Consider the following 21,969-nt stretch of genomic DNA (forward strand, 5'->3'; position numbering starts at 1 on the left):
TTTCAGTGGCGAGGTCTTCGGGTATTGATTATATAGGAAACATGCAATAAGCCAAACCAGACGGTAGCGCTTGTTCTGTATTGCCTATAAAAAAGTGCAACCGAAGTTGCACCAAAGGAGATTGTTTTTTTAATACATCGCGTCGTCAAGCCGACGCGCTATTGATCGGTTCAGCTACCGATGACTCCGCCATCATCTTTGGTGATGACGATGGTCGCCGAGCGTGGGCGTTTGCCAGCGCCGTAGCCCGCATTGGCCGGCCAGTGGCTGGTGTATTGCTCGGGCGCGCCGATGTTGGCGAGCGGGGTGTTTTCACCCGGGTGCTGGATGTTGACAAAAATTGCTTTGCCATCCGGTGTTTCGCACAGTCCGGTGATTTCGCAATCTTTCGGCCCGACCAAGAAGCGTTTGAGTTCCGTGCTGGAAGGCGCTTTGCCAACCGGCGTGGTGACAGGTACGGCTTGGCCTTCGGCATTGATGTAGTTCAACTGAATGGTTGGGCCGTCGCCGACGCGCCCCGGAATGGCGGCAAGCATCATACAGTTGGTTTGGTCTGTGTAGGCTGAGTCGTCGGTTTGAATCCAGCAAATGCCGGTGGATGGGCTGAATGCGATGCCGTCTGGGCTGGAGAAATCTTGGTCGTCGGTCAGTCGCGAGAGGTTGATGGTGCTGGCGTCGGCCAGTGCTTCTGCACCAAACAGGTAGATGTCCCATGCAAAGTTGGTTTTGCCGCGCGTCAGATTGTCGCGCAGGCGCAGGATGTGGCCGTTGGGATTGCCGTCTTGCGCCTTGCCGTTTTTCATGTCGGTGTAAACGCGTGGGTTGGCCGCATCCGGTGCGACTTCACCTTTTTTGGGGTTCACACTGCGTTTGCTGTTGTTGGTCAGGGTGAAATACACTTCGCCGGTGACGGGGTGCGAGCCGTTCCACTCAGGGCGATCCATTTTGGTTGCGCCGACGGCATCGGCGGCTAAGCGCGCATTGATGCAAATATCGCCCAAATCTTTGAAGGTGTAGCCTTTGTAATTTTTAATCGCGGGGTTGTTCATTGATAATTCCAACCATTGGCCTGTGCCGTCGGCATTGAATTTGGCGGCGTATAGTGTGCCTCGATCAAGGTATTTGTCGCCCACCGCCAATGGGTTGGCGCTGTTGGCATCTGCCGGATCCCAGAGTTCTGCGCTGACGAATTTGTAGATGTATTCGTTGCGCGCATCATCGCCCATGTAGATGTGCAGCGGTTGGCGTGGTTTGAGTAGATTGAATGAGGCCGACTCGTGCGCAAAACGACCGAGTGCGGTGCGCTTTTTCGCGCGTTTGGTGGCGCTGTACGGGTCGATTTCGACCATGTAACCGAAGGTGTTCATTTCGTTGCGGTAGTCGTCCGAACCGTCTTTGGAGGTGCCGATTTGGCTGTTATTCCAGCGAGCGAAGCGGTCTTGCGTGCCGGAGCTTTCCCAGCCGTGGCGCGAGGCTTCGCCTTGTTTGCGACCGTAGCGGTTGAGTGCGACTACGCTTTGATCGTTGCGCGCGGCGTCATCGTTGGCACTGCGGAAAAAATAGCCCGCCCAGTTTTCTTCACCCGTGAGCAGGGTATTCCACGGGGTTTTGCCTGTGCCGCAGTTGTTTAATGTGCCGCGAGCGCGTTTCCCCGAGACGTCAAATTTGGTTTTCATCAGGGCGTTGCCTGCGGCAGGGCCGGATAATGCGATCGGTGTGTTTGGCGTGAGGCGAGCGTTGAACGGTGAGTTTTGCTCGTAGCGCCATTGGCCGTTGGCTTGGCGCACTTCGACAAAGGAGACGCCGTGCAGCGCGATTTCTTTGTCGGACTCTTGCTCTGGGCGCGGTAGGGTATTCACACCGCCGTCACTGTGTATAAAGTGCGAGGAGAGTTTTTCGTTGGTGGTGGCTTCGTGGTTCATGCCGAGCAGGCCGCGCGTCGTCGCGGTGCGCGAAGGACGCCCTGCGTCGTCTAAACCGAACCATTCCATACCGTCGTGGTGGTCGCCTGCTCGGTGTTCAAATTGGGTGTCGGAGCCATCGTTGCGGTAAGCCGGTACGTCGGCTTTGAGTGGGTCGCCCAATGCGTAGATGATGCTGGCGGTGTAGCCGGCCGGAACGCTGACGGTATCCAAGGTGTTTTTGTCAACGGCTTTGAAATTGAGCTGTTTGGCAGCTTGCGTTGGATTGTCGTTTTTTGCGTGTACTTGCGGGCTGTAGCCAAACATCATCGCGCCTGCCGTGACGGTGCCCAGTGCCGCGCCGGTTTTGAGCACGTCACGGCGGCTCACGCGCTCGCGCAGAATCTGTTCAAAAGAGCGGTTGTCGCTGTCGTTGGAGTTCTCGTCGTTAAAGGCTTGATCGTCAAAACGCATGTGGGGATTTTGGCTCATGGGGTGTCCTTTGTTCAAAACAGTTAATCGTGAATGTTTCAAAGTCACTACACATTGATGGCGTATATAGTGCTTTGTGGTAGCCAAACTGTAGCGAATCTGTATGACAAATGTGTGAATGCAAACAGGGTTGGGTTGCTCCGCGCTTCCTTATGATAGGATTTCGGCTGAGTTTGAGATAATGGTGTCTTGCCGCTGGGTTAGGAATTGGGCAGGATGGGTTTTAACAGGGACTGATCGCATGACAAAGATGACTCATACAACAGATACAATAGATACAACAACTACAACAGATACAACTCAAGTAATCCACAGGGATAATCCTTTGCTGGATTTGAGCGATTTGCCACATTGGGCAGAGATGAGGCCCGAGTATGTCGCCGAGGCGGTACAAGCCGCGCTGTCCGAGGCAAAAAGTGCCGTACAAACGGTGGAACAATTATCGCCCGAGCAGATCACTTGGGATAACTTTGTGGAGTTTCTCAACGACAAAGCCGAGCAGCTCTCGCGTATTTGGGGCGCGGTCACGCACCTGCATCATGTGGTGGACAGTGAGCAATGGCGTGCTGAATACAACCGATTCTTGCCCGAGATCACCGAGTTTTGGACGCAGTTGGGGCAGAACGAAACCATCATGGCGCATTATCAGACACTGGCGCAGGCATCGAATTTCGCTGCGCTCACGCCGACGCGCCAACACATTGTGACCCATGCCTTGCGTGATTTTGCCTTGTCCGGTGCGCTGCTCAAAGGCGAGGCGCGCGCCGAATACGCGCAGTTGGCCAGCGAAGCGGCGCAGTTGCAGGCCAAATTCTCCGAAAACTTGCTCGATGCGACCAATGCTTACGCTTACTACGCGCGCTTGGACGAATTGAGCGGCGTGCCCGAGGATGTATTGAGCGCGATGCGCGAAGCCGCGCAGGCCGATGGCAAAGACGGTTATAAAATTTCGCTGCATTTCCCCAGCTACTTCCCGATTATGCAATACGCCGATGACCGCGCTTTGCGCGCACAGGTGTACCGTGCGAACGTGACGCGCGCGTCGGATTTGGGTGATGCGGCGCTGGACAATACCGCGATCATGCAGCGGCTGTTGGCGATTCGCCAACGCATTGCGGCACTGCTCGATTACCCGAATTACGCCGAAGTCTCGCTCGCGCCGAAAATGGCGGAGTCGGTGACGCAGGTGAATGAGTTTCTGCTCGATTTGGCAGACAAGGCGCGACCGTTCGCTGAGCGCGATATACAGGAGTTGAAAACTTTTGCCGCGCAGGAGTTGGGCTTGAACGATTTGCAGGCGTGGGACATGGCGTATGCGAGTGAAAAACTGCGTGAGCAGCGCTATGCCTTTTCTGAGCAAGAGGTGAAAAATTATTTCCCGCTGAAAAAATCCTTGAGTGGTTTGTTCAAAGTGGTGGAATCGCTGTTCGGCGTGCGCTTGCAGCGTAACGAGGGCGTGCAAACCTGGCACAAGGACGTGCAGTTTTTTGACGTGTTGAACCCAAGCGGTGCGGTCATCGGTGGTGTGTACCTCGATCCGTATGCGCGCGCGGGTAAAAATTCGGGCGCGTGGATGGACGAAGTGCGCGTGCATCGCCTATACAAGGGCGAAATACAAACACCGGTGGCGCACATGGTGTGTAATTTCAGCGCGCCGTTGCAGGGCGAGGCTGACAGCTATTTGTACCACGATGATTTGATTACCCTGTTTCACGAGAGCGGTCACGCACTGCATCATTTGCTCACGCAGGTGGGCGATATGGATGCGTCGGGCATTCGCGGCGTGGAGTGGGATGCGGTCGAGTTGCCCAGTCAGTTTATGGAAAATTTCTGTTGGGACTACGATGTGCTCGCCGACATGAGCGCACATGCGCAAAGCGGTGCGACTTTGCCGCGCGCGTTGTTTGATAAAATGTTGGCGGCTAAAAACTTCCAATCGGGCATGCAGATGCTGCGCCAGATCGAGTTTTCGCTGTACGACATGCGTCTACACGCGGAGTATGTGGACGCGCAGCCGAATATGATTTTCAGCGTGATGAACGAGGTGCGCGATCGCGTGGCGGTGATGCCGGTGCCGGAATTCAATCGCTTTGCGCACAGCTTCAGCCATATTTTCGCGGGTGGTTATTCGGCGGGTTATTTCAGCTACAAATGGGCGGAAGTGCTTTCGGCGGACGTGTTCGCGATGTTTGAGGAGGCTGTGGCGCAGGGTGCGCCGCTGCTCAATCAGGATCTGGGACAACGCTACTGGCGCGAGGTGCTCGCTGTCGGCGGCTCACGTCCGGCGATGACGTCGTTCAAGGCGCTGCGTGGGCGCGAACCGCAAGTCGATGCGCTGCTGCGCCACAGTGGCTTGGCGGCGTGACCGTATGTGCTGAATGATGATTCGTATGCGTTGAGTGAAAAAAGCCAAAGCCTTGTAATTACAAGGCTTTTTTCGTGAAGCTGCTGCTCATTAAGGGCGAACAGGCGTGGATGGTATTGCGTGTTGAGGCGCTTTACGCGGCGTGGGTGTCGCGTTGCGCTTTTTGGCTTTCTTCGGTGCCTTGGGCTTTTGTTGTGCCTTCTTTGTTTGCGCATATTGTGGCGCAGGAGCGGCAGCGGTTGCCGCTGGCGTGTTGGGCGTCGGCTGCGGAGCGGCCATGCTGGAGAAACTGGCCAAACCGAATGTGGCGGTGACCATCAGTGCAATTATTTTTTTCATTAAGATTCCTTTCATGTGTGTGAAAACAAGAGGAGCTGTTTTCATGAGGGTATTTTAGGGGGGCTGTGTTGCTGGATTGTGGGTACACGCGTAAAGTTTTGTAAAGGTAATGGTTGCGTTGGCTGCGGACGGATTTTTCGAGCTGAATCACCGCCAAGCGCTGTCAACGTTTGCCTCGTGTGTTTGTTATCTTTACACGGTCGATAGTTCATCGACATCGTTCATTTTTTATAGGATAAATATGATGAAAACGAAAAAACGGGTTATTCCACCTTCGCGCCCGCGCAATCCGCTGGTTGCTGCGGCGCATGCGCGTCATGCGGGCAGTCATCGTCCGAGCAACAAGGCACTGCGTGCGCAAAACAAACGTCAGGCACAACGCGACATTCAAGCAGATTTGGCGCAGCTGCGTCGTGGCGCGCGTGCCGATGCGGGCGAATATGTGTGGGCTTTTTGCCTATAAAATCCACACCTATTCGCCTGCTGTCATGGATATGCACGGGCGCTGTTAATATTCGCGTGCAGGTACGCGTTTTTTTCACGCCCGAGGTCAAAAAAGTGGCATAATTTCACCGTTGTAATCAGTTTCATTTAGCCCTCCACATACCACTGAGACGACTGAGCAGGCCCATCATGTACACTCCGCACCCCGTTAGCAATCTGGCTTTAAGCTTTGAACAACTCGAACAATTGCGTGACCAACTGGTTGGCGAAATTGCCCAGGGCTTGGCGCAGCCCAATCAGCAGATTAAAGCGCTACCGGCGTTTGTGTGTTTGCCCAAAACCGAATTGAACGGCGACGTCATGGTGCTGGATGCGGGCGGCACCAATGTGCGCGCGGCGAAAGTCGGGTTTAACGGCAAAGAAGTACAGTTCACCAAAAAGAAATACCGCGACGAATTTTTGATGAGCGAAGCGCAGGTGGTTGGCGCGATTGATGCCGATACCTTTTTTCAACGTCAGGCCGACCTGATTCACAAAGTATCCGATGAGCCGGAATTCGATCTCGGCTATTGTTTTTCTTATCCGTCAACCAATACACCCGACAATGATGCGCGACTGGTGACGTGGACCAAAGGCATCAATGTCGAGGGCGTGATCGGCGAGTCCCTGCGCAGCAAAATTTGCCAAGCGATTGCGAATAACGGCCAAACCGCGCATAAAGTGCCAGTGCTGAACGATACCGTGACCACACTGGTGGCGGGTGCTTGGTTGGCTGACTGTGACCAATACATCGGTTTGATTGCCGGCACGGGGCTGAACGCTGCGGCCTACTATCGCGTGGATCAGATCGGCAAACTCAGCGCCGAGGAAAAACAAGGCTGGCGCGACGATGAGGTGATGGCGGTTAATTTGGAAGTGGGCAATTTCCATCCGGCCTTTTTAACTGAATACGATGACGCGCTGAATGAACGTCGCGTGGATGACAATCCGGGCAAGCAGCGCGTTGAAAAGGCCGCTTCCGGTCGCTACATCGCACCGATTTTCGGGCAAATCGTCGGGCGCGATCTGTGCATGAGTTTGAAAGACGGTTTTGCTTTTGATCCCGACGACATTGCCACGCATGCGGGTCAGGTCACGCTGTTGCGCCATTACCCCGATGCCTATATCGCACAAACTGCGCAGGCAATCATTGACCGCAGTGCGGATTTCACGGCAGTGATTTTGGCCGCCATCATCATGGGACAAAATGCGCACCTGCTGTCCGGTGACGCGGCGGACTTACAACCGGTCACGACGGGAATTTTGGTCGAAGGCACGCTGTTTTGGAAAACCGAGGGTTATAAAGAGCGCGTGGCACGCCAACTGGATCGCCTCACGCCGGATCATTTGAGCGCGAAATTCTTGTTCAACGATCGTGACGTTTCGACCAATTTCATCGGCGTGGGCTACGCCACATTGGCGATGAAATAAATATATGGGCGCCGTCGGATTGTTTGGCCTGCGCCATTTTATCTGACGCGTAAAAACCACCGCGATGGACGCATCCAGTGGTTTTTGTACATTTTTCCCCCACATTCAGATTATAATAGCGGCTTATTTTTAAAAGACTTTTTGTCTTTTCGCTTCATATCCTTTTCATCGATTGGTTCAAACACATCATGAGCGCCTTTTGGTCCAGCTTATTAGCCAGCGTGTTGCTGGCCTCCATCCCACTGATTATGGCCGGTATGGGCGAGTTACTCGCCGAAAAGTCTGGCGTTTTGAATTTGGGGGTTGAGGGCATGATGCTGCTCGGCGCGGTCTCGGCCTTTGCGGTGGCGCTCAGTACGGGTAATGCGTGGGCGGGGATGCTCGCGGGTGTGGTTACTGGTGCATTGGCGGCCTTGGTATTCGCGTTTTTGGTATTGCGTTTGTTGACCAATCAGACAGCGACTGGTTTGGCGCTGACCATTTTGGGTACGGGCTTGTCGGCGCTGATGGGCGTGAAATACGTCGGTCTGTCGGTACCGGGCTTTGCGCCGTTGGGTATTCCCGGCCTGTCGCAATTGCCGTTGGTCGGTGAGCTGTTCAATCAAAGCCTGCCTGCGTATTTGGGACTGTTTTTATGCATCGTGTTTGGTGTATTGCTGTTCAAATCCAAAATCGGCCTGATGGTGCGTGCGGTCGGCGAATCGCCCAGCGTCGCGCACTCGATTGGCTACGATGTGCTGAAAATTCGCTACGCGATGACGATTTTGGGGGGCGCGATGGCGGGCTTTGCCGGCGCGTTTGTGGCGCTGGTGCAGTTCAAGGCGTGGCAAGAGGGCATTACCGGCGGCATGGGTTGGATCGCCGTGGCTTTGGTGGTGTTTGCCACATGGCATCCGGCGCGTTTGATTTTCGGCGCCTTATTGTTTGGTTTGATGCGCTCGCTCGGCTTTGCGGTGCAGGCGGCGAATCAGCCGATTCAGGATTGGTTGGCGCATCAATCGGGTTTTGTGAAGGCATTGGCCGCATTCATGACCAATGTGCAGGTGCTCAATGCCTTGCCGTATGTCGCGACGGTGATCGTGCTGTGCTGGATTTCGCGTGATTGGCGCAAGATTCGCATGAATGCGCCGATGTCGCTGTCGCAACCGTTTTTACCGTAGTTTTATTTGTTTGATTTCATTTCTATCACCGGAGTAATCTCATGGCATTTTCGTATTCATTTGGCCGCACAGCAGGTTTTGCGGCATCTTTAATCACAGCGCTGACCTTGATGGCCTGCGGTGGCGGCAAAGACGCCGCTAAACCGGCGGATCAAGCACCTGCGGCAGCTGCACCAACGGCAGCCAAGGAAATCAAGGCGGGCTTTATCTACGTCGGCCCTGTGGGTGACGGCGGCTGGACATTCGCGCATGATAACGGCCGCAAAGCGATGGTCGAAGCCTTGGCCAAAGACGGTGTGACCGTGACCACGCAACAGGTTGAAAGCGTGAAAGAAGGCGCGGATGCAGAACGCGTGATTCGCGATTTGGTGGCCAAAGGCAACAACGTGATTTTCACCACCTCATTCGGCTTTATGGATCCGACGCTGAAAGTGGCGCAAACCAGCCCGAAAACTATGTTCTACCATGCCACCGGCTACAAAAATGCGCCGAATATGGGTACTTACGAAGCGCGCACCTACGAGTCAGCCTATTTGGCTGGCGTGATGGCGGGCAAGATGACCAAATCCAACACGCTCGGCTTTGTTGCTTCGGTCAAAATTCCTGAAGTGATTCGCAACATCAATGCCTACACCTTGGGCGCGCGCAGCGTGAACCCGGCGGTGAAAACCAAAGTCGTGTTCACCGGCTCATGGTTTGACATGAATAAAGAACGTCAAGCGGCTGAAAGCTTGATCGGTCAAGGTGCAGACGTATTGCTGCAAAACACCGACTCTCCAGCGGTATTGAAAACTGCTGAAGAAAAAGGCGTATACGCATTCGGTTGGGACTCCAATATGAAAGCCTACGGCCCGAAAGCACACTTGGCCTCTGCCGTGATCAACTGGGGTGACTTCTACACTCAAGCGGTACGCGACGCATTGGCGGGCAAAGTGCATGTGGACAACCAATGGAAAGGCGTTGCCGACAAATGGGTGGACTTGGTTGACGTGAATCCGGCTGTTCCTGCGGACGTGAAAGCCTTGGTGGAAAGTAAAAAAGCCGAGCTGGTCAAAGGCGGTAAAGTATTCGTAGGCCCGCTGAAAGATCAAAGCGGCGCGGAAAAAGTAGCTAAAGATCAAGCGATGGACGACAAGGCCTTGGGCGGTATGTCTTGGTTGGTCGAAGGTGTTGAGGGTAGTCTGTAACGACTTCTGAATCATCCCTGATACGAAAAATGCCGATGGGTTCAAACCATCGGCATTTTTATGGACTTGGCATCAGAAACTTTGGGCTGATGCGCAGCAGATCAATGGTGGTGACCGTCACCAGGGTGGGCGTGCCCGTGTGCCAATTCGCTTTCGGTCGCCTCGCGCACGCTGTCGATTTTCACCGCGAAGTGCAGGGTTTCACCCGCCAATGGATGATTGGCATCCACCACGACGTTGTCATCGTTGACTTCTTTGACCACCACAGACATTGGGCCTTGTGGTGATTCGCCGTGCAGTTGCATACCGACGGCCAGATCAGGAATTTGCGCGAAGGCTTCGCGTGGCACGGTTTGTACCGCTTCTTCGACACGCAGGCCGTAGGCGTCTTCGGGCGCGATGGTGACGTTCAATTCGTCACCGGCCGATTTGCCGACCAAAGCGTTTTCCAAACCCGGAATGATTTGGTGATGACCGTGTAAATAGGCCAATGGTTCGCGGCCTTCTGAGCTGTCGAGTACATTGCCTGCATCGTTGGTCAAGGTATAGTGAATGTTTACAACTGAGTTATCCGTAATTTGCATGATGTCCTCGATCATTATAGGGGTTGAAAGAACGCTCATTATAAGTGAAATAGTCAGACGCCATCGGCTTTGTTGTTACGCTTGGGCAACGCTTTAGGCTGCTTTTTGAATAAACTCATGGACATGGCGAAAAATATCAGCGCAATGCCCACATTTTGTAACAACGACGGATGAAAACCGGTGATCACGACGTCCAATAGAATCGCCACGGCAGGATCTAAAAAAATCAGCAGCGCCGTGATGTGGGTCGGTAGCTGTTTGATACTGTTAAAGAACAGGTAAAACACCACGCCGGTGTGAATGAGGCCGGTGGCGGCAATGAACGCCCAGTTGCTCCAGCTCAGATGCGCGAAGGCGTTGAGACGGACGAAGGGCAACAAGACGATGACGCCGACCAAGGTTTGTATCCACGTGGTGGCGTAGGTGCTGGTGTGCCGGATATTTTTGCCGCTGATCATCAACAGCGCGTAAAACACCGCCGATAACACGGCGATTAAAAAATGGCGCGACAAAATCGGGCTTAAATCCGTGGACAGCGTCATGCCAGGGTTAACAGGGTTCCGATAAAGCACAATGCAATCGCGACAACCGCGGCTGTGGTGAGGGTTTCTTTAAACACCAGTTCCAGTGCTGGTAGGCCGGTTTGTTGTGAAAAAAGCCAACCGAGCCGAAAATAATCATGGCGCTGGCCACCATTTGCACTATGGCTGTGACGGGTAGGCCGGACGATTTGGCCTTAGATGCGGTGGGCGGCTGGTTTGGCATATGGCTTTATCATGGACGGTTAAGGAAACACGGAACAACCAAAACAGACGGTAGGTCTGTTCCGTGTTTCTTTATGGTTTTATGTTCGAGCGCGGAGAGGGTAACCCGACCATCGATACCTTGTGGAAATTGGCCGGTGCGCTGGGTGTGAGCTGTGCCGAGCTGATCTCCGGCGTGAATGTTTCGCCTGCTTCAGGCGCGGGGGCGAATGAGATTGTGGCGGAATTGATCGACACGCAATTGGGTGCGAAGCGCGTCGAAACCTATATCATGCAATTTCAGCCGCACACGCAGCGCCACGCCGATGCGCATACTGCAGGTGTTCAGGTGTAGTAGCCACGACTTGACCTGACAGACAGTTATTAGGCTGTCGCTAAAACTGACTCGGTTGTCTGAAATGTCCGATTCAGTTGTTTCTCGATAGCGATATGTTTGCTATCTAAAAAAGTTTGCATGGGTGTTTTACCAAAGCAATGCTTCCCTGAGTGGGTTCGTTGCTCGTTGTAATCCAGCACCCATGCGTCCAAGTCGACTTGTAACTCTTCCAAACTGTTGTATATTTTACGCCGAAATGCGGTGGCGTAGAATTCGTTTTGTATGGTTTTGTGGAAACGTTCACAAATGCCATTGGTTTGCGGATGCTTGACCTTGGTACGCGTGTGCTCAATGTCCTCTAAGTCCAAATATAACTGATACTCATGCGTTTCTCGGTTGCCACAGTATTCACTGCCTCGGTCTGTAAGGATGCGTAACAGCGGTATGTCGTGCGCCTCATAGAACGGTATCACACGGTCATTAAGCAAATCAGCCGAAGTAATGGCGTGTTTTTGTTGATACAGTTTGACAATCGCCAGCTTGCAGTAAGTGTCGATGTAGGTTTGTTGATAAATCCGCCCCACGCCTTTAATCGTGCCGACGTAATAGGTGTCTTGCGAACCCAAATAGCCTGGATGTTCGGTTTCGATTTCACCATGCGCTTGTTTCTCTTCGCGAGCACGTTCGAGTGCAAACAGTTGGTCTTCTGTGAGTATGATGCCGTCTTGTGCGATTTTGGCTGATAATGCTTTGAGTCGCTTCTGGAAGGTTTCTAAGTCATGGCGTAACCAAATGGAACGAACGCCACCACCTGAAACAAATACGCCAACTTTGCGTAATTCATTGCTCACTCGGTGCTGTCCATACGCGGGTTTGTCTATGGCGAAGTTGACCACCGCTTCTTCTATTGACGGGTCGATACGGTTCTTGAGTATCGGTTTACGGCGACTGATTTCTTGTAACGCCGCCTCACCTCCGCGCTCATACAAATCTCTAAACCGATAGTAACTGTCTCGACTAAATCCCATCGTCTTGCAGGCTTTTGAGACACTGCCCAAAGTTTGGGCTAAATTGAGCAAACCTAATTTATTTTTGATAATCTTGTGACTTGATTGAGTGTTCATTTCTGACTCCTTTGTTTCCTATATGATAAACAAAACGTCAGATTAAGTCTTAACTAATACAGTTCAGGAGCATATCGTGGTGCTCAGCGGTGCCTTGCGCGTGGGTCGTGCGGATCATGTGGCGCTGATCGAAGTGGGGCAGTCGCATACATTTGCCGCAGACACGGCGCATGTGTATGAAGCATCCGAAGCGGGCGCGCGCATTTTGGTGTGCGTGATGTATCCGAGTGTGAGCGAATGAAGCCCTCGGAATACGTAGAAAAATAAAGGCATTCTAACTGGAATGCCTTTGACAAAATCTTATTATAAACTAAAGCTCCGTCATTCCCGCGAAAGCGGGAATCCAGCCATAAATCTAACTTTTTGTTTTTATTGATATTCTGGATACCCGCTTTCGCGGGTATGACGATATTTTTCTTTGGTTTTGTACTGAATTTAACTACTGAGAAAGTTTGTCAGCAATCTGAGGCATTTCAACTGGAATGCCTTTGTTTTTTCAAGCTGTTAACCTCAGCGCTCACGAGCCTTTGATGACTTTTTCCGCGGTTTGTGCGGCCGCGTGATTCGGATGGTTTTTAATCAGTTGTTGCAGCGTGGCGATACCGGCGGCTTTTTGTCCGCTGGCGATTTGCGCGCTGCCGATGGTCAGCATGGCGTGTGGAATGCGTTCATCCTGCGGGTATTGCTGCATGAAGGTTTGCAGCCGCGTGATGGCGTTGCGGTAGGATTGGGCGCCGTATTGCGCGACGCCGTACCAGTATTGCACATCGGCATTATTGGCTTGATCGGGGTGGGATTTGAGGTGCTGCGCCCACGCACGGTTGGCTTTGGCATAGTCGCCGTTCTGAGTCAGGCTGACGGCGGTATCGAAGCTTTGTTGGATCAGTTGTTCGGTCGGGATCGGTTCGAGCGCGCGCAGACGTTCGTCCAGCGCTTTGTAGCCGTTGGCTTGGTCGGCTTTGAGCTCGCTCACTTGTCGATTGAGTTGTTCAATTTGGCCATTGGCGCGCGCGAGCGCGTCCGATAGCTCGGTGATGCGGTTTTGTTGGGAGAGCACGGTTTGTTGCAGTGCTTCTTGTTTGTTGCGCAGATCGATCACGGATTTGCTGTCGCCAAACAGCGCTGCTTGTGCCGGCTGCGTCAGTTGTGCCAGCAGTAGCCCGATGCCCAGCGATAGGCTGGCAAGACGGATTGGCATACGTGTCATGGTGCTCTCCCAATAATGCTGCTTGAATGATTAGTAAACGAAATCAACGCGGCGATTTTCTGCCCACGCAGCTTCGTTGCTGCCCTGCGCTTTGGGTTTTTCTTTGCCCAAGCTCACCGCTTCGATTTGCGAGGTGTTTACGCCCAATGCACTCATGGCGTTTTTCACTGCTTCGGAGCGGCGTTGACCCAGCGCGAGGTTATATTCCGCCGTACCACGCTCGTCGGTGTTGCCTTGCAGCAGGACGTGTTGATTGCGGTTTTTGTTGAGGAATTCGCTGTGCGCGCGCACGACCGGCTGACCATCGGTACGCACGGTGTAGCGGTCTAAGTCAAAGTAGACGCTGCGTGCTTGTGGTGCGGGTACGCCGTCGGCACCGATGCCGTTGGTCACGTCCACGGTTTTGACGGCGTTGTTGTCGGTGGCGGTTTTATTGCTGGCACAGGCGCTCAATAGGGCGATGGCGGCGATGGCAGCGGTGTAGCGTAGGGTTTTGTTCATGATGTCCTCCGTTGTAAAAAATATTTGGGCAGTATGGAATAACCTTTACCGTCTGGTTCGGGTTGTTCCGTGCTTCCTCTATTTCATGAATGGACCCCAAGCCGGAAAGCGCGTTTGGCTGTTGGGCAAGGGGAGTTCTTGTTGCATCCGTCCGTCGATGGAGCTGGCGGATAGGACGTTGCGGCCATTTTTAAGCGTGCTGTACAGCACCACTTGGCCATTGGCGGCGAAACTGGGTGATTCGTCGCGCAAGGTGTTGGAAATGCTTTGTACGTCACTGTAGCGCAAATCCATGATGTGGGTTTGATAACCGCCCGGTACGCGGCTGATGAAGGCCATTTTCGTGCCGTCCGGTGAAATGCGCGGGCTGGTGTTGTAATTGCTTTGGAAGGTCACGCGCTGCGCCGCACCGGCGTTTTCTCCGCTCGCACTCATTTTGTAAATTTGCGGCTCGCCGCCACGGTCGCTGGTGAAATAAATCTGCGCGCCGTCAGGAGCGTAGGTTGGCTCGGTGTCGATGATGTTGCCCGTGCTTTGCGTCAGACGCGTTTCGCTGCCGCCGTTGGCACTGACTTGGTAAATCTGGGTGTTGCCGTCGCGCGAGAGGGCAAGCGCGAGGTACTGGCCGTCGGGCGACCACGCCGGTGCGCTGTTATTGCCTTTGTAATTGGCGATCATGGTGCGCTGACCGGTCGGCAAGTGGTGCACGAATACGACAGGCTTGCGGTTTTCAAACGAGACGTAGGCCACGCGCGTGCCGTCGGGCGACCATGAGGGTGAAATGATCGGCTGGTTGCTGTTCAACGCGACTGTGGCGTTTTGTCCGTCCGAGTCGGAGATCAATAGCTGGTATTTGCCAGCGGCTTGGTTGACGTAGGACAGGCGGGTGTTGAATGCGCCGCGTTTGCCGGTGAGTTTTTCGTAGATGAAATCGGCCATGCGGTGACCGGCGTTGCGCAAGCCGCTCGCGGGTACGTTCAGTGCGTAGTCGCCGAGGTTTTGCTTATTGCGTAGGTCAAACAGGCGCAGATGCACGCTGTACGTGCCGCCGTTGTTGATGACATTGCCGACCACGAGCGCTTGCGCGCCGCGTGCACGCCAGTCGTTCAGATTGGCGCCGCTTTCCAGCCCCAAATGCGCGCCATCGACGGAGAAATTGACCAATGCGCCGCTGCGCGACAAATTGGCACGAATCACGTCGGTGATGTTGACCGGCGCGGATTCTTCGCCGATGAAATGCGCGGTGGCGACCGGCAAGCCGTTGCTGTCGGTGAAATTCAAGTCGCCTGATAACTGCGCTTGGGCAACATTGCTCAGCAAAACACCACAGAGCAAGCCGATGGCCATCAGGCCGCGCTCAAGCAGGCGACGTATGGGGGTGACTGTGAAAAATAAGGCGTTCATCAATGGTCTCCTGAATGATTAAATCCGTACATTAAAATTCATGCCGCCGCTGAGTGCCGGTGGCGGAATCGCGCCGTTTTCGCGTGGTAGTACCAGTCCTGAAATCACGCGTTTGAGCGTTTCGGCCTTATCGGGTGGCATGCCGCTGACGCTTATGCTGCTGATGCTGCCATTGGGTGCGACGCGGAAACTCACTCTGCCCGTGGTGCCTGATAAACCTTGATTGCGACCACGTGCTTCAATCATAGATTCTACTTTGGCTTTATACTCCTCATAATTAGCATTACCACGACCTGCGGCGGAGCCGCTGCCCGTGCCGGAGCCTGCGCCGGTGGCTGAGCCTTGGCGGATTTGCGCCAATACATCACTGCGTGCCGCAGTGTTGGGTTTTTGCGCGGCATTGTTGGGCGTGGTTTGTGGTTTGTTGGCAGCTGCGTTATTCGGTACCGTCGGTTTTTGTGGCTGAGGTTTTGAGTTCGGCGCGGCAATGTCCGGCTGCACCTGTGCGGGTGGCGGCGTCACGTTCGGCTGTGTGATACTCGGCTGCGTCGGTGCTTGCGTTACGCTCTGTTCTGGCATTGGCGTCGGTGCGACATTTTCGACGGGGGTGGCATCAACGGCGGTATTTTGTGCGGCATTGGCCGAACTGTTGGCACCGCCCAAGCTGCCTGCATCCCACAGCTCCACTTCGGTTGGCTGCGGTGCCGCCCATTTCGCACCCCACCACAGCACGCCGAGCACCAATGCGTGCAGCAGCACCGTTGCCAGCATCGAAGGCTTGTGCAAGGTGTTGGTGGGAGTGGCTGTGCGGCTCAAATACATGGGCAATTTGCTCGTTAGGTTCAGTGTGGCTCAATCACGCGGTCACGTTTATTGAGCGCCTTGGGTTTGTTTTAACAGCAGGCCGACGCGCTCAATCTGGGCGGATTTAAGCGCATCCATCACGCGCATCACCTCGCCGTAGGACACCGCTTTGTCCGCAGCCAGCACGACCGGCTGCGGTTTTTGGCGCAGCGTCTGTTGTAACTGAGCGATCAATTGTGTGGTGTCGGTGAATTGCTGCGCGCCTTTGGCGTCGCTCAGGTGCAACACGCCCTGCGCGTTCATTTCCACAATCAACGGCGGCTCCTGCGCGGCAGTGGCTTTGGCGACCGAGGGGAGGTTCAACACCTTGGTTTGAATCATCGGCGCGACCACCATGAAAATCACCAGCAGCACCAGCATCACGTCGATGTAGGGCACGACGTTCATCTGTGCGTTGGTTCTGCGGGCTCGGCGGCGCGTGGATAAAGGAGAAACTCGGCTCATGATGGCTCCTGTGCCCGATTAGGATTGCGCCTGCAAAGTGTTGGAAAAATCATCAATAAAGCTCTCGTAGCGCAAGGTCAATCGATCCACCTGCGCAGTGAAGCGGTTGTACGCCAGTACCGCCGGAATCGCGGCAAACAGCCCCAATGCGGTGGCGATCAATGCCTCGGCAATGCCCGGCGCGACCGATGCGAGCGTGCTTTGCTCGGCCACTGATAGCCCCATGAACGCGGTCATGATGCCCCAAACCGTACCCAGCAGACCGATGTACGGCGAGACCGAGCCGACCGAGGCGAGGAACGGCAGTTGCGTTTCCAAACCGTCTATTTCGCGTTGAAACGTGGCCTTCATCGAGCGCTGCGCGAACTCCAAGCGCGCATTCGGGTGTTGTCTCGACGCCTGCTCGAACCCCTGCATGCCCGCGATAAAAATACGCTCCAGACTGCCTGCTTGCGCGCGGTTATTCAGTGAGCCTTGAAACAAATGACCGATGTTTTGCGCAGATAAAAATTCACGCTCAAAGCCATCGGATTGGGCTTGCGCACGACGCAATGCCGCCGATTTGCTAAAAATCGCATACCACGACAGCACAGACAAGACCACCAAAATCGCCATGATGATCTGTACCACCACGCTGGCGTTCACAATCAAGTGCAAAGCATTCAGAGTTGAATCCATAACATCCATTCTAAAAAATAAAATATTGATCGCATGCTCATGACAGGGCACGAATCATAACAAGCGCCCACGACACCGATGCGTTGACAAAAGCAGAAATCGGCAAAAATTTCAGCCGATTATAAAGCAGTAGCATGCAGAAAAAGTGACGGCAGCGACAATGACGCACCAAAGGACGACATCCGCTCTCCCGATTTTCTCAACGATTGAATAAAAAAAGCCCGCAAAGGCAGCGCCGATGCGGGCAAAACGACTATGAACGAAGAGGCCATCATGCGCACGAGGACACGCATTTGGGTTGAAGTTCAAGTCATGCAGGTCTTAACTCACAGATGTTTAAGGCAAAAACCGTTGCCAAACCTTCTCATGTGCGAAAAACGCAAAGGCCTGTACGGTCGGTTCGAGTAAACTCAAAGCAATGGCGGTGGTCCAACTGCCGGTCACCGCATACGCCACCGCCAGCGCCACACTGATGTGCATCACATAATAGGTTGCGGTTTTCGCCAGCGTGCGCGAGTTACGACTATAAAATAATTGGATTGCGGTCATGCTGTCCTCCTTTGCCATCATCCGTGCTCAAATGCAGGGCGAAGCTCAAATCGAATGATTGGTTTTCACATGCTTTAAATTTTTACGGTGTTAAAGGCTGGAAAAATCTCAATCATTCGCGTGTTGAAATCATTATAAAACAAAATTTATTAAATGAGAATAATTATCATTAATATTTGTAAAAATAATACAGCGAGTCTGATTTTTAAGCTGCGCGCGCATAACGTGCCAAATATCGCTGTATCGAAAGGCTTTGTTCGCTCTGCTGGATTGAATGGTTCTGGACGCGTTGTTCCCACTGCTGCGTGAGCCACGCCAATACCTGCACCGCGGGCTCGATCATGCTCACCGCCAGCGCAACACCCCAACTGTCGGTGATGGCAAAGCCGATGGCGGCGGCCATCGAGATGTGCAGGCTGTAATAAATGATGGTTTGACGCCAAGTGTTTGTTGGGCGGGCTGCTGGATGGGTGAATGGATTGTGTTTCATCACAAACCTCCTTTGATTGTGTTGCTTGTGTCTGTTGTGTCTGAGTTGCGGATTGTTTGGAGGTAGTTTAGATGAAATGAATGATAGTTAAAAATGATATATTTTCATGATTAGCATAGAAAATAACTATTAATAAAAACCCCTGCCGTGTGGCAGGGGTGTTGAGTGTCATGCGTGATGACGGTTTTATGCTTGCGGTAACGCATTCAACTGCACTTGCAGCTTATCCAAAGTACCGCTGAATTCAGCCACGCGTTTTTTCTCTTGTTCAATCACCGCGGGCGGTGCTTTGGCAACGAAGTTTTCGTTGTTCAGCTTGCCATTGGCTTTGTTGATTTCGCCTTGCAGACGCGCGATTTCTTTGCCCAGACGTTCGCGTTCGGCTTTCACGTCGATTTCGACTTTGAGCATCAGCGAAATATCACCGACCACTTGTACCGGTGCGCCGACCGCATCCGGCAGCGCCGCGCCGATAGTGACTTCGGAGAGTTTCGCCAGTGTTTTGAGATATGGGGCGAATGCACGCAGTTTGGCTTGCTGCTCGGCGCTGGCGGCGATGAACAACGGGGCTTTTTGCGCCGGTGACAGATTCATTTCGCCGCGCAGATTACGCGTCGCGTCGATGAGCTTTTGCAATTCACCCATCCATGCGTCGGCCTCTGGGCGAATTTTGCTTGGCTCGGCTTGCGGATAGGCGGCGAGCATGATGGAATCGGTGCGCTTTTTGTTCGCCAGTGGTGCGACGGTTTGCCAGAGTTCTTCGGTGATGAATGGCATGATCGGGTGCATCAGGCGCAAGGTCGCTTCCAACACGCGCAGCAGCGTGCGGCGGGTGGCGCGTTGCTGTGCCGGTGTGCCGGTTTGCAGGGCGACTTTGGCCAGCTCAACGTACCAGTCACAGTAGCTGTTCCAAACGAATTGGTACAGATGCTGTGCGATCAAATCGAGGCGGTACTCGGGGAAGAGTTTGTTGATTTCGGCTTCGACGCGTTGCAATTCGTTGATGATCCAGCGATCCACTGGCGAGTAGTCGAGGTAGCCGCTGCTGAGGTTTTCAAAGTTGGCCTCATTGACGAATTCGCTGATCTCGGCATTGACCGCTTGATTTTCAGTCGGCTCGATGTCGATGTGTGGTGCGTTTGCACGGCGTGGCGGTTCGGTCACGCCGCAGTCTTGGCCTTCGCAGTTCATGAGTACGAATCGGGTCGCGTTCCACAACTTGTTGCAGAAATTGCGGTAGCCTTCGCAGCGCTTGGAGTCAAAATTAATGCTGCGCCCTTGCGTCGCGAGCGAGGCGAAGGTGAAGCGCAAGGCGTCGGTGCCGTAGGCCGGAATGCCATTCGGGAATTCTTTTTCGGTGGCTTTGCGTACTTGCGGCGCAGTTTCTGGGCGGCGCAGACCGGTGGTGCGCTTGTCCAGCAGCGGCGCCAGCTCAATGCCGTCGATCAGGTCAACTGGATCCAGCACGTTGCCCTCGGATTTGGACATTTTTTTGCCTTCCGCGTCGCGGATCAGACCGTGCACATAAACGGATTTGAACGGGACTTTGCCGGTGAAGTATTTGGTCATCATGACCATGCGCGCGACCCAGAAGAAAATGATGTCGTAGCCGGTCACGAGTACGGAGGAGGGCAGGAAATGGCTCAGGTCTGGCGTTTCTTCCGGCCAGCCGAGCGAGGAGAATGGCACGAGCGCAGAGGAGAACCATGTGTCGAGCACGTCGTCTTCGCGACGCAGTGCGCCGGTGTAACCCGCGGCTTTGGCCTGTGCTTGCGCATCGGCTTCGGTGCGTGCGACGAAGACTTCGCCTTGCTCGCCGTACCACGCCGGAATTTGATGGCCCCACCACAGTTGGCGCGAGATGCACCAATCTTGGATGTTTTCCAGCCAGTGGTTGTAGGTGCTGTTCCAGTTCTCAGGAATTAGTCGGATTTCGCCGCTGTTGACCGCGGACAGAGCTGGCTCGACGATGGCGGCTTTGCCTTTTTGCGTCAAGTCCATGAACCATTGGTCGGTCAGCATCGGTTCGATCACCACGCCGGTGCGGTCGGATTTGGGTTGCATCAATTTGTGTGGCGCGGTTTTAACGAGTAATCCCTGCTGTTTCAAATCCTCAATAATTTGTTTGCGCGCGGCGAAACGATCCATGCCGCGATACGCTTCGGGCGCGTTCGCATTGATGGTCGCGTCCAGATTCATGATGGACAGCAGTTCCAAATCATGACGTTGGCCGACGGCGTAGTCGTTGAAATCATGCGCCGGTGTGATTTTCAGCGCGCCCGTGCCGAACTCAGGATCGGCGTATTCGTCGGCGATGATCGGGATGTTGCGATCGCACAGCGGCAGAACGACTTGTTTGCCGATGAGTTTTTGATAACGCACATCGTCGGGATGCACACAGATCGCCATATCGCCGAGCAGGGTTTCAGGGCGCGTGGTGGCGATGGTGATGCCGGTCCAGGTTTCGGTGTTGCCGTCTTTGTCGGTGATGGTTTGCGCGCCGTCAACGAAGGGGTAATTGATGTGCCACATGTGGCCGTCCACTTCGACGGTTTCGACTTCAAGGTCGGACACCGCTGTGCCGAGCACGGGATCCCAGTTGACCAAGCGTTTGCCACGGTAGATCAGACCGTCTTCGTACAGACGCACGAAGACTTCGGTCACCGCCTTGGACATTTTTTCGTCCATGGTGAAATATTCGCGTGACCAGTCAATGGAGGAGCCCATGCGGCGGATTTGTTGGCTGATGATGTTGCCCGATTGCTCTTTCCATTCCCACACTTTTTGGGTGAACGCTTCGCGACCGAGGTCGTGGCGATTCACGCCTTGCGCGGCGAGTTGGCGTTCGACCACGATTTGCGTCGCGATCCCCGCGTGATCGGTGCCCGGAATCCACGCAGCGTCTTTGCCGCTCATGCGCGCGTGGCGCATGCATGCATCCATCACGGTTTGGTTGAAGGCGTGGCCCATGTGCAGCGTGCCGGTGACGTTCGGCGGCGGCAGGAAGATGCTGTAGGCCTCTTTGTCGGCATGAACGCTGGCTTTGCCGTAGCCGCGCTGTTCCCACAGCGGGCGCCAGTGCGATTCGATCGGGGCGGGTTCAAATAATTTGGCCAATGCGTCGAGTTTCGGTGTGTTTGAGGTGTTGCTCATAATCGATAGGTGCTGAAGTAGTGTTTTTCAATAAAAAACCACGGATACCGCCGTGGATAAGTGCCGATATTATAAGGGTTTTGCGCTCAAAAGGGTTTGAAATCAGTGACCTGTCGTCGAGGAATATATCGTTGACGATGAATCTCCGTTGGCGGGCAAACAAAAAACAGCGGACGCAGCCACACATTACGCAAAAAATGGCATGATGTGTGGGTATGGGTATCATTGATATATGTGAGAGGAGTTGATATGAAGCGTTTGAGTAAGTGGTCTGTGGGCGTGTTTAGCAGTTTATGGCTGGCGACGGCGGCGTTTGCACAAACGGCGCCGCAAGCGAAACCGTCGGTAGAATCAGGTTGCGCACCGGTTGCCGTTCAATGTGGTATGGATCAAAAACCTTCCGCGCAAAAGCCAGTGAAGAAAACTAAACCGGCGAAAAAAGCGCCTCGTGCGCAATCGCAACGTCCGAATACAGCGAAACCGGCATCGGGCGTGTCGGTAAAACCAGCGGTGCCTACTGCACCTTGATGATC

22 protein-coding genes are annotated in these 21,969 nt (G+C 54.0%); 8 read left to right on the forward strand and 14 right to left on the reverse strand.

Annotated elements, in window-relative coordinates; genetic code table 11:
- Nucleotides 1-170 precede the first annotated feature (170 nt).
- Entirely contained in the window at nt 171-2,393 is a 2,223-nt protein-coding gene (locus tag ACZ41M_RS11260; protein ID WP_464731089.1) for a PhoX family protein, read from the reverse strand.
- A 361-nt stretch (nt 2,394-2,754) separates the two neighbouring features.
- Here ACZ41M_RS11260 and ACZ41M_RS11265 point away from each other — a divergent pair, with 361 nt between their 5' ends.
- A complete protein-coding gene (locus ACZ41M_RS11265) occupies nt 2,755-4,758 on the forward strand; it encodes a M3 family metallopeptidase (protein WP_464737496.1) in 2,004 nt (667 codons plus the stop codon).
- Between the two features lie 90 nt (nt 4,759-4,848).
- On the opposite strand, the gene ACZ41M_RS11270 is transcribed toward ACZ41M_RS11265, so the two are convergent.
- Nucleotides 4,849-5,097: a hypothetical protein gene (locus ACZ41M_RS11270; RefSeq protein WP_464731088.1), complete on the reverse strand. Its 249-nt coding sequence runs from the start codon at nt 5,095-5,097 to the stop codon at nt 4,849-4,851.
- Nucleotides 5,098-5,338: 241 nt separating this feature from the next.
- Here ACZ41M_RS11270 and ACZ41M_RS11275 point away from each other — a divergent pair, with 241 nt between their 5' ends.
- The 4 genes from ACZ41M_RS11275 to ACZ41M_RS11290 all read left to right on the forward strand — a co-directional run bounded on the left by ACZ41M_RS11275 (nt 5,339) and on the right by ACZ41M_RS11290 (nt 9,358).
- Complete coding sequence (locus ACZ41M_RS11275) at nt 5,339-5,560, forward strand: hypothetical protein (RefSeq protein WP_464731087.1); 222 nt, start codon at nt 5,339-5,341, stop codon at nt 5,558-5,560.
- A gap of 170 nt (nt 5,561-5,730) precedes the next feature.
- Nucleotides 5,731-7,011, forward strand: a complete 1,281-nt coding sequence (locus ACZ41M_RS11280; protein WP_464731086.1) for a hexokinase family protein — start codon at nt 5,731-5,733, stop codon at nt 7,009-7,011.
- 188 nt (nt 7,012-7,199) lie between these two features.
- Entirely contained in the window at nt 7,200-8,171 is a 972-nt protein-coding gene (locus ACZ41M_RS11285) for an ABC transporter permease (RefSeq protein ID WP_464731085.1), read from the forward strand.
- Nucleotides 8,172-8,212: 41 nt separating this feature from the next.
- Complete coding sequence (locus ACZ41M_RS11290) at nt 8,213-9,358, forward strand: BMP family ABC transporter substrate-binding protein (protein ID WP_464731084.1); 1,146 nt, start codon at nt 8,213-8,215, stop codon at nt 9,356-9,358.
- 101 nt (nt 9,359-9,459) lie between these two features.
- Here the strand turns inward: ACZ41M_RS11290 and ACZ41M_RS11295 are convergent, their stop codons facing one another.
- On the reverse strand, nt 9,460-9,942 hold the full coding sequence (locus tag ACZ41M_RS11295) for an FKBP-type peptidyl-prolyl cis-trans isomerase (protein ID WP_464731083.1): 483 nt from the start codon (nt 9,940-9,942) through the stop codon (nt 9,460-9,462).
- 53 nt (nt 9,943-9,995) lie between these two features.
- The gene (locus ACZ41M_RS11300) at nt 9,996-10,484 is read right to left on the reverse strand and encodes a DMT family transporter (protein ID WP_464731082.1); all 489 of its coding nucleotides are present in this window, start codon (nt 10,482-10,484) and stop codon (nt 9,996-9,998) included.
- A 304-nt stretch (nt 10,485-10,788) separates the two neighbouring features.
- On the opposite strand from ACZ41M_RS11300, the gene ACZ41M_RS11305 reads away from it, so the two are divergent.
- Nucleotides 10,789-11,040 carry a helix-turn-helix domain-containing protein gene (locus ACZ41M_RS11305; protein WP_464731081.1) on the forward strand — a complete coding sequence of 84 codons (252 nt, stop codon included), beginning with the start codon at nt 10,789-10,791 and terminating at the stop codon, nt 11,038-11,040.
- A 29-nt stretch (nt 11,041-11,069) separates the two neighbouring features.
- On the opposite strand, the gene ACZ41M_RS11310 is transcribed toward ACZ41M_RS11305, so the two are convergent.
- Nucleotides 11,070-12,146 carry an IS481 family transposase gene (locus ACZ41M_RS11310; RefSeq protein WP_464729930.1) on the reverse strand — a complete coding sequence of 359 codons (1,077 nt, stop codon included), beginning with the start codon at nt 12,144-12,146 and terminating at the stop codon, nt 11,070-11,072.
- 76 nt (nt 12,147-12,222) lie between these two features.
- Here ACZ41M_RS11310 and ACZ41M_RS11315 point away from each other — a divergent pair, with 76 nt between their 5' ends.
- The gene (locus ACZ41M_RS11315) at nt 12,223-12,387 is read left to right on the forward strand and encodes a hypothetical protein (RefSeq protein WP_464731080.1); all 165 of its coding nucleotides are present in this window, start codon (nt 12,223-12,225) and stop codon (nt 12,385-12,387) included.
- A 276-nt stretch (nt 12,388-12,663) separates the two neighbouring features.
- On the opposite strand, the gene ybgF is transcribed toward ACZ41M_RS11315, so the two are convergent.
- The 9 genes from ybgF to ACZ41M_RS11360 form a co-directional block, all read right to left on the reverse strand.
- Nucleotides 12,664-13,353, reverse strand: a complete 690-nt coding sequence (gene ybgF / locus ACZ41M_RS11320) for a tol-pal system protein YbgF (protein ID WP_464731079.1) — start codon at nt 13,351-13,353, stop codon at nt 12,664-12,666.
- Nucleotides 13,354-13,383: 30 nt separating this feature from the next.
- Nucleotides 13,384-13,857: a peptidoglycan-associated lipoprotein Pal gene (gene pal, locus ACZ41M_RS11325; protein WP_464732145.1), complete on the reverse strand. Its 474-nt coding sequence runs from the start codon at nt 13,855-13,857 to the stop codon at nt 13,384-13,386.
- A 75-nt stretch (nt 13,858-13,932) separates the two neighbouring features.
- Nucleotides 13,933-15,258, reverse strand: coding sequence for a Tol-Pal system beta propeller repeat protein TolB (tolB, locus tag ACZ41M_RS11330; RefSeq protein ID WP_464731078.1), 1,326 nt, complete (start codon nt 15,256-15,258; stop codon nt 13,933-13,935).
- A gap of 18 nt (nt 15,259-15,276) precedes the next feature.
- The gene (locus ACZ41M_RS11335) at nt 15,277-16,080 is read right to left on the reverse strand and encodes a RodZ family helix-turn-helix domain-containing protein (protein WP_464731077.1); all 804 of its coding nucleotides are present in this window, start codon (nt 16,078-16,080) and stop codon (nt 15,277-15,279) included.
- Nucleotides 16,081-16,128: 48 nt separating this feature from the next.
- Nucleotides 16,129-16,566 (reverse strand): protein TolR, encoded by a 438-nt coding sequence (gene tolR, locus ACZ41M_RS11340; RefSeq protein WP_464731076.1) that lies wholly within the window; start codon nt 16,564-16,566, stop codon nt 16,129-16,131.
- Between the two features lie 18 nt (nt 16,567-16,584).
- Nucleotides 16,585-17,244: a protein TolQ gene (tolQ, locus tag ACZ41M_RS11345; RefSeq protein WP_464731075.1), complete on the reverse strand. Its 660-nt coding sequence runs from the start codon at nt 17,242-17,244 to the stop codon at nt 16,585-16,587.
- A gap of 336 nt (nt 17,245-17,580) precedes the next feature.
- The gene (locus tag ACZ41M_RS11350) at nt 17,581-17,793 is read right to left on the reverse strand and encodes a DUF2061 domain-containing protein (protein ID WP_464731074.1); all 213 of its coding nucleotides are present in this window, start codon (nt 17,791-17,793) and stop codon (nt 17,581-17,583) included.
- Nucleotides 17,794-17,998: 205 nt separating this feature from the next.
- Nucleotides 17,999-18,283 carry a DUF2061 domain-containing protein gene (locus ACZ41M_RS11355; RefSeq protein ID WP_464731073.1) on the reverse strand — a complete coding sequence of 95 codons (285 nt, stop codon included), beginning with the start codon at nt 18,281-18,283 and terminating at the stop codon, nt 17,999-18,001.
- Between the two features lie 186 nt (nt 18,284-18,469).
- Nucleotides 18,470-21,436 (reverse strand): valine--tRNA ligase, encoded by a 2,967-nt coding sequence (locus ACZ41M_RS11360; RefSeq protein WP_464731072.1) that lies wholly within the window; start codon nt 21,434-21,436, stop codon nt 18,470-18,472.
- Between the two features lie 249 nt (nt 21,437-21,685).
- Between ACZ41M_RS11360 and ACZ41M_RS11365 the strand changes: the two genes are divergently transcribed.
- Entirely contained in the window at nt 21,686-21,964 is a 279-nt protein-coding gene (locus tag ACZ41M_RS11365) for a hypothetical protein (protein WP_464731071.1), read from the forward strand.
- The last annotated feature ends 5 nt before the right edge of the window (nt 21,965-21,969 follow it).

Source organism: Puribacter membranae (assembly GCF_055380425.1).